The sequence below is a fragment of the Prosthecobacter fluviatilis genome, from assembly GCF_055388355.1.
On the sequence record NZ_AP043782.1, the window covers coordinates 5,321,979 to 5,336,438 of the forward strand.

Consider the following 14,460-nt stretch of genomic DNA (forward strand, 5'->3'; position numbering starts at 1 on the left):
GCGGTGAGATGAGAGCAGGACAGGGTTTGATTTCCAGGGTGAAGGACTTTTTCAAACTACTCACGGCCCTGCTGCTCTACGGCGGTTTTGCCCCCTTGCTGGGGGGCTTGCTGGCGCCGCGGCGTGCGTGGCAGCGGGCGCTGTTTGGGCTGATGGTTTTCATGCCGTCGCTGCCGCCGGGAAGGTTTACGCTGATGATAGGCAGCATCGAAAAATACCGAGGCCACACCAAGGGCTTTGAGGTTTCCTTGATCGAGGTGTTTGCGATAGCGCTGATCATTGCCGTGGCAAAAAGTCCACGGGACCCGGCCATGCCACGGCGCAAGGGCCTGCCTCCGGGAACCTGGGTGTATGCGATGTGGGCCATGGCAGGCCTTTTGTCTGTCTTCAATGCCTGGGACGCCTCGCTGGCCTGGATGGCGTTTTCACGGTTTGGCAAAGGCACGCTGATCTTTGTGGCTGCGGCGATGTACCTGCGTGATGACAAAGATCTGAGAGCCGCGCTCACAGGGCTGGCGCTCAGCCTGGTGGTGCAGGCGTGGATCTGCATGAAGATGCGCTATCTTGAAGGCTACTTTCAAATCAAAGGCTGGTTTGAGCACCAGAACCCGATGTCCATGTGGGCCTACATGACGGCGTGTGTGGTGTTTGCAGCCGCACTGAACAAGGAGGTCAAGGGGCGGCTGCTCTGGCTGTGCCTTGCGGCATTTGGGGCTGCGGGGCTGTGTGTGCTGCTGTCAGTTTCCAGAGCGGCGCTCGCCGCCTATGCCGTGGGTGCCGCCATTGTGCTGGGGATGGGATGGCTGCGCGGGCCCGGAGTACGCACGGCTTTGCTTTCGGTGATGGGACTGGCCGGAGCTGTGATGGTGATGATGTTTGCGATGGACTCTTTGAACTCAAGGTTGAAAGAGGTGAAGGAGAGCAAGGAAAAGAACGCGGAGGATCTGCGCCCGGTGCTCAACCGCCAGTGCAAGGCCATGCTGCATGACTACCCTCTGCTGGGCATCGGATGGAACAACTACGGCATCGCCAACAGCCGTCCGCTGGGGGCGAAATACAGTGCGGTGCTGGAGGAGTGGGATGAAAGCCGCGGCTTTGCCATCCTGGATGAATTTTACTGGGCCAACCCGCTGACAGAGAGCCTTTACTGGCTGCTGCTGGCGGAGAATGGCTGGACGGGGTGGGGGCTGTTTCTGCTGTTTGAGATAACGACGTTGTGGTGTGCGGCCCGTGCATGGCTCCACTATGGCAGAAGCCTGACGGGCTATGTTGCATTCGGCATACTCGTGGCGCTTTCCATCTGCTACCTGCATGGGACGGTCGAGCGGATTCTCACGCAGACGAAGAACCTTTCCCACTGGCTCATGCTTGCGGGAATGGTGTCCGGGATGGAGATGAGCCGCCGGGCTGAAGACCGGCGCGACAGACTGCAGCGTGCCTGATGGTCAAAACGCGAGCGCCGGCCCCTGCTGATTGCGCACGTATTTGAGCACCGCCTCGGTGCGTGAGCGCACCTTGAGCTTCTGATAGATCGTCTTCAAATAATCCCGCACCGTTTCGTAGCTGATGCCCATTTCGTAGGCGGCCTCCTTGGCGCTGAGACCTTTCACAAACAGGCCCAGAAGTTCATTTTCACGCTGGGTGATGCCGGGGATGCGCGGCTGGGCTGCGGCAGCCCTGGTCTGAAATGTGGAGATCACCATGCGTGAAATGGCAGGGCTGAGCGGCCCTCCGCCGAGAGCGGCAGCGCGAACGGCTTCAAGCAGATGCTCCGTAGGCACAGACTTGAGCACGTAGCCGCAGGCCCCTGCTTTCAACGCTGCAAAGACCTGCTGGGGAGTGTCGTCTCCGGTCAGCATGACGAAAGCGGTTGCGGGCATGTGGGATTCGAGCATGCCCAGGCATTCAATGCCTGTCTTACCCGGCAGTTTCATGTCGAGCAGCACCACATCAGGCCTGGAGTCCAGGATGGATGCCACGGCCTGCTCGGCGTTGTCGAAAACAGCCAGTAGTTCAAAGCCTCGCTCGGGGATCAAAATCTTTCTCAGCAGGGCCTGAAACTGCGGATCATCCTCGACACAGGCGACGCGAATGGAGGGCTGGGTGTTCATGAAGTTAGAAGCTCAAAAGAAACACTGGAAGCGTGTTACATGAGTAAGCTCCGAACGAAATTCGCAAACCGCAAGCCGAGGCCGTTTCAAAGCAGGCCTTTGAAGTGAGAATAAATTAAGATTTAGGATTTACTAAATGTGATTTAACGCCAACTCCGCCGATTGCTTATGGCTCGAAGTTCGTGGGCTGCTGCCGAGACGGCGTCTCAGGCGCAGAAATGGCTGTTCAACCCACCGATGAACTGCAGCTGAAACTGCCAGTGAAAGCAGCAGGGCTGTGACTCCCCGTACCAGTATCAGATTGACCTGGCTCAAGCCTGCAGGGGCCGGCAGCCAGTGCTGCACCAGCGAAAGCAGCAGGGCATGTGTCAGATAAAAGGCATATGAAAGCACGCCCAGCCGGCTGACCCAGCGCCAGTTTAGGAAACGTAGCGGCAGGGCATCGGGGTAACGGATGACCGTGATGAAGATGGGCATGAGTGCGAGTCCCTGAAGGGTGTAACGCCAGGTCTCGCGAAAAGGAACGCTGCGAATGACGAACGTGGCCACCAGCAGCGCGAAACACAAAGGCAGTGCCAGCCACAGCCAGTGACTGCGGCGAATGCGAGTGGGATCCAAGGCCGGATTTCCCCAGACAGCCAGTGCACAGCCGTAAAGAAGGCCGTCAAGACGTGTGTCCGTAGCGTGGCAGGTGCGCGGATGATGTGCGGTGCCGGAGTGCAGATCAACAACGGAGAAGTGATGAACCAGGAGCATGCGCCATGCGAGCACTGAGGCACAGAGTGTCATGAGCAAGGCAAACTGCTTCCGGTGCTCCGGCAGCCACCGCCGCAAGGCGAGGTAGAAGAACGGAAAGAGAAGATAAAAGTGCTCTTCGACGGCGAGCGACCAGAAAATTTCTGTGCCAGGCGGCTGTACGCCGCCGGAGATCTCCCAGTAGTTGGCGCCAAAAAGTGCCTGAGCCATGAATGCCTGACCATGAAATCCTCCCGGGAGAATGTGGAATGCTGTGAGCATGGCGACAGCAGCCAGGACCAGATAGAACGGTGGCAGAATGCGCAGGGTGCGTCGTAGAAAAAACTGGCCGAGACTGATGCTGCCGTGTCGTTCGCACTCCATGCGCAGCAGGGTGGTGATGAGGTAACCGCTGAGGAAAAAGAAAACGGTGACCCCGAACAAGCCAGGCACCACATGGGAAAGGCCTGCATGGCTGAGAAACACAATCATGATGGCGATTGCGCGCATGCCATCGAGCGAGGCGATGTGAAATGCAGCTTGGCTGGACTCACTAGATGCCATGACCGGGAACGAGTGCGGGGTGAAGGACGGACTTAACTGGAGTTTCGGCATCTGCTTCTGGAGGTGCGAAACCCATGGGGGTGCCCCAGTCGGGCTTGGCTGCACGGTGTCCCAGAACCCAGCGGTAAACTTCATGGATCTGAGCTGCTTTGGCTTCCCAGGAGAAATATTTGCGTACGTGTGCCTGCGCCAGCTCGCCTGCTAACTGCAACTGGGTGGGATCTCCATGCAGCTCTGTGAGCAACTGGCGCATGCGGGCGACAATGTCGTCACGCGTGGTCATGGGCAGCACGAAGCCGGTGCCTGGGGGGACCAGCTCAGGGGGGCCTCCATGGTCCAGCACGACGGCGGGGATGCCCAGAGCCATGGCTTCCAGCACCACGCCACCGCCAAATTCGCGGATGCTGGGGAACACGAAGAGATCGCTTTCGCGCAGGCGTGCTCCGAGCTGGGCATGCGGGATCCAGCCGTCCATGGACACACCTGACGAGATGTTTTCTGCCTGCACCATGGACTGCAGCCGTTCGCGTTCAGGGCCGTCTCCTATGATGTCCAGGTGCAATGCACCGCTCCGAACCAGAGGCGCGGCAGCGGAAATGAGCATGTCCACGCCCTTCAGAGCTACGAGACGGCCTACGAAGGAGATACGCAGGGGAGCATTGGCGCCTGTTGAGGCTGTTGCTTTGGGGGATGGGGGAAACTTTTCCAAATCGACTGCATTTTCCGGCATGAAGATGCAGCGGCTGCGCAGATGGGCGGGCATTTCATGGAGAGTCGTGCGTGAGGCTGTGAGGATGGCATGCGCGCATTCACGGGTTTGTTTCAGTCCAGGTGAAAAGCGGTAAAATGAGCGCAGCCGTCCTGCGCCGTCGCGTTCCTGCTGACGCAGATCTTCAAATCCCTGGGGCCAAGGCACACCTCCGTTGAGCGGGCCGAGCACAAAGGGGACGCCGATTTGTTTCAGCCGGGGGGCGATCCAGCTTGGTGTGGTGGGTGAAAGAGGCAGCAGACGATGAACGAGGTCGAATTCTCCGGCGCTCAGCCTGGGCCCGAATGTCTGCCACAATTTGCGCTCAAAGAACGGGTAAACGAGATTGGAAAGGACGGCGTAGAGACTCCAGCTGAAGCTGCCTTTGCGGCTGAACTTTGTGGCCAGGCTCCAGGAGAGGTGCTGGAGGCGCCGGTTGTTGATGGCGGTGAAGTGGACTCCCTCAACCATGCCGGCCTGGAGGAAGTCGGAGCGATTGCGCCACTCTGTGACGATGTGGGCGTCGGTCTGAGCTGAGATGGCCTTCGCACAGGACCAGCCAACCAACGCCGCGCTCGTAAGGGTCGGATTGGCTGCCTCTGCAATGATGAGGGGGCGCAGGCGCCGGGAAACGGGCGTCATTGTGTGGGGCTTGTAGGGCCTATGTTGAGGTTCAAACCAATGGGGGAGCTGTGAAGAGCACCCGCTGCGCTGCCTTCATTGGCCGCAACCAGGCGTGTGAAGGTATTGACCGCGTCATGCAAGAACCCCTGGGGGGACATGCTGCCTCTGCCCGGGACATACACGATGTCTCCGGGCTCAAGGCGCACGTTGGTGGCCTTGCCCTGAATGATGTCCCTGGCGTTGACCGTGGCTATCTGGGGCTCTGTCAGCGAGCCGCGCACAATGGTGACATGCGCGAGGTCTGCCTCCGGGCGGATGCCGAGACCGCGGCCCAGAGCGGTGATCAAATTCATCTCATTCATGAAGCCCACGGGCCTGGGCTCTGTGACCGCACCGAGGACGTAAACTTCGTTGGTCATTGACGACGGGAGATAGATGAAGTCATCGGGCTCGAGATAGATGTTCTGAGTCAGGTCGCCTTCGCGGATGAGCTTTTGAAAATTCACCGGCAGCATTTTGCCGCTGCGTATGAGAAAGCTGTGACTGAGGTCGGCCAGTTCTTCCGTGGTGCCGGTGAAACTTGCGGCGTAAAGCCCGCCGGCCTGGGTGACGGCATCCAGCACCCGCATGGGACGGTTCAGGGGGTAGATGCCCGGGGCATTGACGCGTCCCAGCACCCAAACTCGCTGGCTGACCACCTCTCTCAACGTCAGCGATACCTGCGGCTGCTTGTAGTAGCGGGTGAGCATTTTTTCCATTTCCTCACGGAGCTGCGAGGCAGGCTTTCCCTTCACATCAATGCCTGGAAGCAGATCGAAATAGAGCTTGCTGTCAGGTGTGACAAAAGTGTCCGTCCGTGTACCGGTTTCGCCTATGATTTCGATTTCGAGCTTGTCTCCCGGGCCGAGCGCGCGGGGCTTGGCTGAGGGTTTCAGCCATTCGGGGCGGATCGGTTCCTGCAGTTTGCCTTTGGTGAAGGTGGCGTCTGAGGCAGGACCAGGTGCGCGGGCATCGAATTTTTTCTGCTCCTTCATCAACGCACAGGCATTGAGCAGCGTGAGGCAGCAGGCGGTCATGGCGGTGGCTCTCATGCGCAAACTTCTCTGCTGCGCGGCCAGGCTACAATCCCCGCAGATGTGGGGCTATTTGGTCTGATCGAGGTATTTGATCACGGCTTCGGTCCTTGAACGGACATGCAGCTTTGCATAGACGGCTTTCAGGTAGTCGCGCACTGTGGCATAGCTGATGCCGAGCTTGTCAGACACTTCCTTGGGAACCATGCCCTGCGCCAGCAGATCGAGGATCTGGCTTTCCCGTGGCGTGAGACCAGGCATGCGCTTGGGGGCTGTCTTGGAAGGGGCCTGAAATGACTGGATGAGCAGGCGCGCGATTTCCTGGCTGAGCGGCGCACCGCCGGCACAGGCCTGGCGGATGCCGGCAATGATCTCGGACGGCTTTGAAGTTTTCAGCAGATAGCCGCTTGCGCCTGCACGCAGCGCAGCAAACACCTTTTGCGGATCGTCATGAATGGTGAGCACCACAAAGGCGGTGGCAGGCATGCGTGGTGCGAGATGGTGTATCAGGTCCATGCCGCTGACATGAGGGAGCTCGAGATCAACGACCACCACGTCCGGACGTATTTCCAGCAGAGGTTTGGCAGCGGCTTCTGCGCTTTCCCATGCACCGGCAAACGTCAGACGGTGGTCAGGCCTGCTGATGAGCTTTTTCAAAAAAAGCCTCAAGGTCGGATCATCTTCGATGACAGCCACTTGGAGTGCTCTTGCTTCAGAACGTGGCGTTTCTGGCTCCAAAGTGGCGATCATAGAACAAATAAGCTGAAAAAGATCAGACGAGGCAACTGCATGAATCTTTATTAGCGAAGCTGGGGCAAGATGGGCTGCTGAATGTAGGGACCGATGTTGGCGCGGGTCCAGCCGGACACAGCACCCTGGAGGAAGGCATTGACTGCCATGTGCAGCAGCTCTTCGGCACGTGCCCAGGGCTTGTCTGCGACAAACACAATGTCCTTGGGCTCAAGCCTGAATCCTTTGGCACGTGCGGTGATGACGTCTTCCATATCAACGACAAAGCGTTCCGGCTTGTCGAATGAGCCGCGCACCACGAGCACCCGACGCGTGTAGGCCTTTGGAGTGAAACCGCCTGCCTGGGCGATGGCACTGTGGACGGAGGTGTGGGCAAGCAGGCCCTGAGTGCCCTGCATCCTGACGTCTCCGAGCACATAGATCTCGTTGGAGTTTGCGGAGGGGAAGTAGAGGTAGTCACCAGGCTCGACTGCCGCATTTTGAGTCATGTCACCGCGCAGAAAAAGTGCCTCCAAATTGACAGGGAGCCGGGCCTGCCCACGCATGACAAAGCTGCGGCCGAGGTCTGCCAGCTCAACTGTGTTTTGCTGAAACAGGCCGGTTTCCAAGCCGCCGGCCTCAGCGACAACCTCGAGAATGGTGAGGGGTCTGTCCAGGTTGATGGCTCCTTTTTTCACCACCTTGCCCAGCACATAGACTTTGCGGCTCTGAAAGGTGGAAGGGGTGACGACAACGCGTGCATTACGGTAGTAGCGCCTCAGTGTTGCCGACAGGGTCTCACGCAATTGATCCAGGCTCAACCCCGCGGCCTGGATGTCATGCGCCTGCAGGTAATTCAGCCTGCCATCCGGGCCGACGATCACATCTTTCCGCTCAAGGCCTGCAAAGCCGGGCATGCTGATGTTCACCGCGTCTCCAGGGCCGAGCGGCAGTGCTGTTTGCGCAAGGGCCGGGCTTGTGCTGGCAAGCAACATGGCAAGCGCTGCGAAACGTGCCAGAGACACAGGCCGAAGGACGGGAGCACGGTCCAGCAAGGCGGCGACCAGCCTGCAGCCAGCATCGCGATACATGAGCAGCGAATCCTGCACTTTCTCCACCAGGCATGAGCCGCTTGAGGAAGCCCAGACAAGATTGGGGAGCTGCTCGGCTATGAGCAATGCCTCCGGCTCTTCTACGGCTGGGAGTTCGATGAAGATGACTGCTCCTGGAAGTGTGCGCCAGTGTGCGATAGCAGCCTGCCATTGCAGTCTCTGCGCTGGAGTCCACTGCCAGTCTGCATCCACACCGATCCGGTAAGGGCGGTCATTGATTTCGCAAGCGATGCGAGCCGGACGTTCGGGTTGGGCCATGGCGCCTGTGAGTGTCAGTGCATCGTCAGTCAGTTCATGAGTGATCATGATGCAGGTCTGACCACGGCGTATGACAGCCTCTGCGAGCAGCTTGATCAGGCGCGAGGCGGCGTCGTCTCCGGCGGCATGCATCACACCACAAATGATGGCGCCGCCACCAACGGGTGTGTGCAGCATTGGCTGCAGCCTTGTCCAAGTGCGGAAGGCCCATGCCTCCGCTTCATCAGCGGATGCTGCATTCAGCAGGGGCAATGCGCCCAGCACAGGAAGGCCTGTGGCGCGCCTTAGATCGCCGCTGCTGCGGAGGGTGCCGTCCTTCAGCGTCAGGATGATGCTGATGAGTGCAACCAGAGCTGCACCACCGCCAAAGCCCGCCGCCCCTGCCATGGCGAGTTTTTGCGTGGGCTTTACGGCGCTTACATCCTGAGCGCGAGACATGGAGAACAGACGGAAATAGCCCTGGGAGTTTTCTTCGTAGAGCGCTGCTTCGCGCTGACGGCCTGCCAGCAGGGAGCGCGATGTCTCCAGGGTCTGCTTCCGGGATTTGATGTGGGCGTATTCCATGGCCTGACGGGGGAGTTGCGCCAGGCGCTGATTGATCTCCTCACGCACTGCCACCAGCTTGGTGAGCTGCTCTCCCATCACCTGTTTTTCAGCCCGCAGTCGAACGAGGTCGAGGTACAGACTTTCCGCCACATTGCTTTCTCCGGGTTTGGGAGGGGCGTCTGTGCGCAGCCCGGAAGTCTTCATCTGCAACTCCAAAGAGTTCAGCTTTTCGATGGATTCGATCACGGCGGGATGCTCGTCGGTGTAGCGCACGCGCAAGTCTGCCAGCTCTTTTCGCGCCGTGTCCAGACGTGCCGCGTTGGTGTCCACTTTGCCGAGCTCGCGCTCGATGCCTTGGATTCGAACATCAAGCGTGTCGTGGTCGAGTTTGAGGGTCTCATACTTGAGCGTGAAATTGCCCAGTTCTGCCAGCCATGCGTCCATCTGTTTGTCTGCATCGAGCAAATGGGACTGACGGCCGTAGGCCAGAAGTTCTTCATTCACTTTCAGCAGGTCTGCATCTGTGCGATCGATCTGCTTTTGCAGAAAGACCTTCATGGTGGCTGCATCGCTGCGCTGGAGGTCTCGCGACAGCTGAAGCACCGTCTCGGTGTAGGACCTCAGCATTTCCAGCGCGGCGCTGGCGCTGATGTTTGAGGTCATGCTGATGTTCACGATGTCTGTGTTTCGTTCTGCGGAGATGAGCAGCCCTGAGCGAAGCGCGAACTCTTCATAACGATGCTCCGCGAGTGCGCTGGCGGTGGCAATGGTGGAGCCAGAGTACATCAGCGACATGAGTGTCGGTATGGTGAGGTCACTGGGCTTGAAGGATTCTCCTGAGTCCGACTGCCTGAATGCGGAAGCCTGCTGCTGCTTGATGATCTGGGACCTTGCAGTGTAGAGGGTCTCAAAACGGAGCCAGCCGACAGCGAGCATGGCCGCTGAAAAGATCAAACCCGCCAAAAGCATGAGCCACCAGCGGCGTATGAGGGCATCGACCAGCCGCAGCGGATCGAATGGCATCTTGATGGCGGATGATTCGGATTCAGGAGAAACAGCCGAAAGGTGTGCTGCCTGTGAAGGTGGAGGGGATTCCACCATCAGAGCCGGCTCATGCGGCCTGTGAGCGGAGGCGGGACTGAGGCCTCGTTTGCGATTGATCGCCGTCAGGCTGAATGATGCTGGCTGCCCTGCATTCATGAAGCGCACGAGATAGCGGTGGACATGCCGAGCAGCTGATCCTGGCGGTACAGATCGCAGGCCACATCATGCAGAATCTGAGGGGTGATGCGGTCGCTGCCTGCCGCCCATGCGTGCTCCATGCAGAGCTTTGCCGTGCGATTGACCTCGCGTGGGATGCCACGGGAAAAATGATGGAGATGGAGCAGTGACTCCGTGTCGAACAAACCGCCGTCGGAGTGACCGGCTGCCTTCAGGCGATGCTCCACATAGCTCGCAGTGGCGGATTCTGCCAGGGGGGTGAGGTGAAACCTGAGCCCGATGCGCTGCTGGATGGCCTGATTGCTGTTGATCAAGCGACGCAGCGGTGGCTGGCCGATGAGCAGCAATGTCAGCAGCGGGCGTCCATCGCCGTTGAAATTGGTGAGCCAGCCGATCTGCCGCAAGGTGTCCTCTGGCATGTCCTGAGCCTCATCGAGCAGCACAATCACGTGCCTGCCGCGGTCGGCGGCATTTTCGCAAAGTCTCTTCAGGTGCTCGCAGCGATTGAACTTTCCCTCAGGAACCGATCCGGCGTCGGGGTCGAGCTGCGCAATCATGGAGCGCAGAAGTTCGTCAAAACCGAAGCCGGAATTTTCACAGCGTGCAACGACAAATTCGCAGGGGTCGAGTCTCTGGGCGAGAACGGCAGTGGTGATCGTCTTGCCACAGCCGATGTCTCCCGTCAGCATGCCCAGGTTCATGGTTCTTTCGCTGGCGAGATAGATCAGGCGGTCTAGCGCCTCCTGGTGCTGGGGGCTGTGGTAGTAGAAACGAGTGTCCCACGTGGCCTCAAAGGGTTTCGTGTTCAGCTGCCAGTGATGAAGGAAGTCGGACATGTTTCGTCCGGAAACTTCCGCGCCGATGCGGCTGCTCTCAACCCCCCCAACTGCGGGAACCTGTGAAGGGTTTTTCGTAAACATCCATGACGCGCCTGGCGTTGTCATCCCAGCTGAAGCGTCTGGCATTCTCAAAGCCGGCGGCGATCAGGGCGGCGCGTTTTTCATCATTCTGTGCGATTTCCTGCAATGCCCGAGCAATGTCGCCGACATCCTCGGGGTCGATGATGCGGGCGGCTTTGCCAACGACTTCAGCCAGCGAACCGGATTTCGAACTGATGACCGGGCAGCCACAGGCCATGGCCTCGACGGGGGGAAGGCCGAAGCCCTCAAACAAAGAAGGATAAACCATGGCGGAGGCTGCCTGGTACAAACTGGGCAGCGCCGCGTCCTCAACAAAGCCGAGAAAGCGGATGTCCCTGGAGTGGCGGGACTCGCGTGCTGCTGTGTGAATGTGTTCCGCCCCATGCCAGTCACTCCCTGCCAGAACCAGCTGCCAGGGGGAGCCGCTTGTGTTTTTGAAGTGGTCGAAAGCCTCGATCAACCTGGTGTGATTTTTGGCCGGATGCTCGAGCCGCGAGACATAAAGAAAGAAGGGATCCTGAAGCTGCCAGCGCTGTTCCACCATTGCCTGCGCAGCGTTGGGGTCTCCGGGATGGAAGCGCGCATGGTCGATGCCATTCAGAATCACGTTTTGTTTTTCCATCGGCACGCCGAAGTAATGCTCGACATCCCGGGCCGTGCTGGTGCTCACCGCGATGATGCCATCCTGCCTGCGTGCAAGATGCTTTACAATGACACGGCCATAGATCATGCGGGCGAGGTCATATTTCTTTTTCACATGAAACGGCGCAAGGTCGTGTATCGTCGAAACAAGGTGGCAGTGTGCGCTGTGAACCATGCGACGATAGCTGGGCACGTGAAGCACATCGATCTGCTGCCTGGCCAGCCAGCGTGGCAGCATCTGCTGATGCCACCAGATGTTTCGCACGGCCGGACGCCAGCGTTCATCGACGGGAACAATTTCCATGCGACCACGTGCAAACTCAAAAAGAGGCAGATCCTGCGCCAGCGCCAGAATGTGAAATTTGACGATGTCCGCGTAGGGCATCAGCGCCTTTGTGAGTGCCAGCACATATTGAGCCACGCCAGTTTTTCCGCGCTGGATTACGCTGGTGGAAATGGCTACTTTCATGATGCAAGAAGGTGTTCCATGTGTTCATGACGAAGGGATTCGTGCACGACAGGGCTGGCATTGGTGAAGCGCAGGTGGATGTGCTGGCTGCTGGCATGATCTTTCAGGCGGGCCATCAGTCCTGGGCCGTCGCTGTCCATCAACTGCACGCCTTTGAGGTCAATGACGACAGGGCTGCGGCCATCTGCGGCGTTCTGGATGAGCCCGAGAGCGCCACGCCAAAGGCCATCCACACTGCTGGTGGTGACGGCGCCGCTCCAGTCAAGCTGAAGGGGCTCGGTCTTGGTGCCAGGCGGAGAAGCGGGCATGCTGACATTCAAAATTTTAGCGAGCGCCTCTTCGTGGCTGGAAGCCTGGGTGAAGATGGAGCTCAGTCGTGTCATCTGCAGCAGTTTGAGAACTGCGGGGGAAACACACGAAAGCACCAACTGCTTCCCGGACTGACGGCAGCGTTTTTGCATTCGCATCAGGAGGCCAAGGCCGGTGCTGTCGATGAACAGAGAGCCGCTACAGTCGATGATGACGCCCTCCTCCGGACCTTCGAGGCTGTTCATCCAGCTTTGCTCTATGAGGCGCACTTCGGCGGCATCCAGCCGTTGCGGGCAGGAAAGCTCTGCAACGCTGGAAATGTGGGCGTCTGCAACTTTGACCGGTGCTGGTGCGTGTGTGTTCTCAGCACGCCTGCCGCCTCTGGTCAGCCACCACTGTTTTGCGATGGTCAGTCCGAAAACGACAAAGTCGGTGGCGTAGCGTTTGAACAGCCGTCTTGGCTCCTGCAGGAGCCGGTACAGCCATTCCAGGCCGATCTTTTGCATCCAGATGGGGGCGCGCTGGATGTGGCCGGCGAGAAAATCAATCGTGGCGCCTACGCCTATGCTCACGGGCACACCGGCGCGCTGGTAGTTCATCGCTATCCACTTTTCCTGCTTTGGACAGCCGAAGGAAACGAACAGGAGGTCTGGGCGTGTGGCATGAATGTCTGCGCAGATGGCGGCGTGATCCATTTCATGCAGTGGCTTGAATGGCGGAGACATGACGCCGGCGATCCTGAGCTTTGGATGACGCAGCCGGACTGCCTGCACTGCCTTTGCGGCGACGTCTTTCTGCCCGCCGAGAAAATAAACGCCCCAGTTTTTAATTTCGGCAACTTCAAGGAGCTTGGGCACCAGATCTGAGCCGGCGACACGCTCTGGCAGGGCATTGCCGAGCCAGCGGGAGGCCCACACAAGCGGCATGCCATCGCAGACGACCAGATGTGCATCGAGCAAAATGCGCCGCAACTCCTCGTCATACATGGCGAGAGCGGTGAAGTCGACATTTGCCGTGGCGATGTAGTGAGGTTTGCCAGATGCAATCATCCCTGAGATGGTCTCCAGGGTCTGGCTGGTCGTCACATTATCAAAGCGGACACCCAAGATGGACAAGGCAGCTCCGCTCCGTGGATGGGGGGCTGCTTCAGTTGTGCTCATGGGAGTCCTCCGCAGGCTGGAAATGCTGTGAGTAGTAACTGCTGAGCTGCTGCCCGAGGCCTGGCCAGCCAAACCGGCTGCGGCAGGTCTGCATGCCCCGATCTTCAATTTTTTTGCGCAGTACTTCATCATGGAGCATGCGCTCTGTGTAGTGGGCAAACATCTCTGGGGTGTCGGCAAGCAGGATGTCCGTGCCGTGAAGCAAGTGCAGCCCCTGTGCGCCGATGGTGGTGCTTATCACCGGAGTGCCCATTGCCATGCTTTCCGGGATTTTAAGCCTGGTCCCGCCGCCGATGCGAAGCGGGACGATCTGCGCCCATGCACGGCGATACCACGGCCGTACGTCGGGAACTCCGCCTGTGACTGTGACGTCCGGCAAATCGCCGTATGCAGTCACTTCAGCGACCGGTGATTTGCCAACAATCAGCACTTTCAGGTCAGGCACCGCCTTTTTCAGATAGGAGTGAATCTCACCAAAATACCAACGAAGAGCGTCAATATTCGGCATGTAGTCCATGGCACCGCAATAAAGAACGGTGGGAGACGGGTCGCGTGAGACCTCGGAGGAGGAAGGGCTGAAATAGTCGAGATCCACCCCATTGGTGACCACTTGCACAGGAACGTTTGGGCTGACTTCAGAGTGGATGAACTGTTCGTCGTCGGGACCACAGACTACCTGCACAGAGCTGCGGCGGGCGACCTTGTGTTCGAACCTGCGCAGTTTCCAGATTTGCTCATGGTGCAGGAGGGAAGATTTGAGCCCTTTGGGCATGCGGGCGTACTGCTCTTCCTGGAACTGCAAATCCACCCTGCTGCGGTCTACGCTGAGCGGGATTTGCAAATGGTCATCCAGAAAGTACTGCGCCATGACGATGTCGCACACGTGCACCATGTCATACGAACTTTGGTCGAGCATCTCTGTTATGGTGTCGGCAAGCTGCGGCAGCCACCAGTGGCGCACTGTGGTTGGCAGAGGATTGAGCAGTCTGTTAGGGAACAGCCGGGGCCAGGGCGGATGCTCGAAGGGAACAAAGACCACCTTGCGGCAGAAGGCTTCGAAAATGCCGCGGTGCTCAGCGCGCTCGCCATTTTCGGAAAGAGCGATCAAATCAATCGTGTGTTCTCTGGCCAGCTCTCGCAGCAGATGAAACACCCGCTGATATGTGCCGCGGTCGATCGGGTAGGGGATGTAAGGGTAAACAACCAGGATGTGCATAAGAGCGGGATGTGATTTCTGTA

At 58.7% G+C, this 14,460-nt stretch carries 11 protein-coding genes; 1 reads left to right on the top strand and 10 read right to left on the bottom strand.

Annotated features, from left to right (window positions below; genetic code table 11):
- The first annotated feature begins 38 nt into the window (after positions 1 to 38).
- Positions 39 to 1,442: an O-antigen ligase family protein gene (locus ACZ5WW_RS20835; RefSeq protein WP_377162465.1), complete on the top strand. Its 1,404-nt coding sequence runs from the start codon at positions 39 to 41 to the stop codon at positions 1,440 to 1,442.
- Positions 1,443 to 1,445: 3 nt separating this feature from the next.
- Here ACZ5WW_RS20835 and ACZ5WW_RS20840 read toward each other — a convergent pair whose 3' ends face one another.
- The 10 genes from ACZ5WW_RS20840 to ACZ5WW_RS20885 form a co-directional block, all read right to left on the bottom strand.
- Entirely contained in the window at positions 1,446 to 2,111 is a 666-nt protein-coding gene (locus ACZ5WW_RS20840; protein ID WP_377162467.1) for a response regulator, read from the bottom strand.
- A 132-nt stretch (positions 2,112 to 2,243) separates the two neighbouring features.
- On the bottom strand, positions 2,244 to 3,461 hold the full coding sequence (locus tag ACZ5WW_RS20845) for an acyltransferase family protein (protein ID WP_377162469.1): 1,218 nt from the start codon (positions 3,459 to 3,461) through the stop codon (positions 2,244 to 2,246).
- Positions 3,400 to 4,800, bottom strand: coding sequence for a glycosyltransferase family 4 protein (locus tag ACZ5WW_RS20850; protein WP_377162471.1), 1,401 nt, complete (start codon positions 4,798 to 4,800; stop codon positions 3,400 to 3,402). Before ACZ5WW_RS20850 ends, ACZ5WW_RS20845 begins: the two co-directional genes overlap by 62 nt.
- On the bottom strand, positions 4,797 to 5,873 hold the full coding sequence (locus tag ACZ5WW_RS20855) for a polysaccharide biosynthesis/export family protein (protein WP_377162473.1): 1,077 nt from the start codon (positions 5,871 to 5,873) through the stop codon (positions 4,797 to 4,799). The genes ACZ5WW_RS20850 and ACZ5WW_RS20855 overlap by 4 nt, the downstream gene beginning before the upstream one ends.
- 51 nt (positions 5,874 to 5,924) lie before the next feature.
- Positions 5,925 to 6,605, bottom strand: coding sequence for a response regulator (locus ACZ5WW_RS20860; protein WP_377162475.1), 681 nt, complete (start codon positions 6,603 to 6,605; stop codon positions 5,925 to 5,927).
- A 50-nt stretch (positions 6,606 to 6,655) separates the two neighbouring features.
- Positions 6,656 to 9,523 carry an SLBB domain-containing protein gene (locus ACZ5WW_RS20865; RefSeq protein WP_377162477.1) on the bottom strand — a complete coding sequence of 956 codons (2,868 nt, stop codon included), beginning with the start codon at positions 9,521 to 9,523 and terminating at the stop codon, positions 6,656 to 6,658.
- A gap of 173 nt (positions 9,524 to 9,696) precedes the next feature.
- Positions 9,697 to 10,557: an ExeA family protein gene (locus ACZ5WW_RS20870; RefSeq protein ID WP_377162479.1), complete on the bottom strand. Its 861-nt coding sequence runs from the start codon at positions 10,555 to 10,557 to the stop codon at positions 9,697 to 9,699.
- Positions 10,558 to 10,594: 37 nt separating this feature from the next.
- Positions 10,595 to 11,752, bottom strand: coding sequence for a glycosyltransferase family 4 protein (locus ACZ5WW_RS20875; RefSeq protein ID WP_377162481.1), 1,158 nt, complete (start codon positions 11,750 to 11,752; stop codon positions 10,595 to 10,597).
- Positions 11,749 to 13,221, bottom strand: coding sequence for a WecB/TagA/CpsF family glycosyltransferase (locus tag ACZ5WW_RS20880; RefSeq protein WP_377162483.1), 1,473 nt, complete (start codon positions 13,219 to 13,221; stop codon positions 11,749 to 11,751). The genes ACZ5WW_RS20875 and ACZ5WW_RS20880 overlap by 4 nt, the downstream gene beginning before the upstream one ends.
- On the bottom strand, positions 13,208 to 14,437 hold the full coding sequence (locus ACZ5WW_RS20885; RefSeq protein WP_377162485.1) for a glycosyltransferase: 1,230 nt from the start codon (positions 14,435 to 14,437) through the stop codon (positions 13,208 to 13,210). Before ACZ5WW_RS20885 ends, ACZ5WW_RS20880 begins: the two co-directional genes overlap by 14 nt.
- Positions 14,438 to 14,460: the final 23 nt, after the last annotated feature.

Excerpts from the sequence above, each read along its gene's own strand:
- ACZ5WW_RS20840 (WP_377162467.1), bottom strand. The coding sequence starts at position 2,111 with ATGAACACCCAGCCCTCCATTCGCGTCGCCTGTGTCGAGGATGATCCG.
- ACZ5WW_RS20845 (WP_377162469.1), bottom strand. The coding sequence starts at position 3,461 with ATGCCGAAACTCCAGTTAAGTCCGTCCTTCACCCCGCACTCGTTCCCG.
- ACZ5WW_RS20850 (WP_377162471.1), bottom strand. The coding sequence starts at position 4,800 with ATGACGCCCGTTTCCCGGCGCCTGCGCCCCCTCATCATTGCAGAGGCA.
- ACZ5WW_RS20855 (WP_377162473.1), bottom strand. The coding sequence starts at position 5,873 with ATGAGAGCCACCGCCATGACCGCCTGCTGCCTCACGCTGCTCAATGCC.
- ACZ5WW_RS20860 (WP_377162475.1), bottom strand. The coding sequence starts at position 6,605 with ATGATCGCCACTTTGGAGCCAGAAACGCCACGTTCTGAAGCAAGAGCA.
- ACZ5WW_RS20865 (WP_377162477.1), bottom strand. The coding sequence starts at position 9,523 with ATGCCATTCGATCCGCTGCGGCTGGTCGATGCCCTCATACGCCGCTGG.
- ACZ5WW_RS20870 (WP_377162479.1), bottom strand. The coding sequence starts at position 10,557 with ATGTCCGACTTCCTTCATCACTGGCAGCTGAACACGAAACCCTTTGAG.
- ACZ5WW_RS20875 (WP_377162481.1), bottom strand. The coding sequence starts at position 11,752 with ATGAAAGTAGCCATTTCCACCAGCGTAATCCAGCGCGGAAAAACTGGC.
- ACZ5WW_RS20880 (WP_377162483.1), bottom strand. The coding sequence starts at position 13,221 with ATGAGCACAACTGAAGCAGCCCCCCATCCACGGAGCGGAGCTGCCTTG.
- ACZ5WW_RS20885 (WP_377162485.1), bottom strand. The coding sequence starts at position 14,437 with ATGCACATCCTGGTTGTTTACCCTTACATCCCCTACCCGATCGACCGC.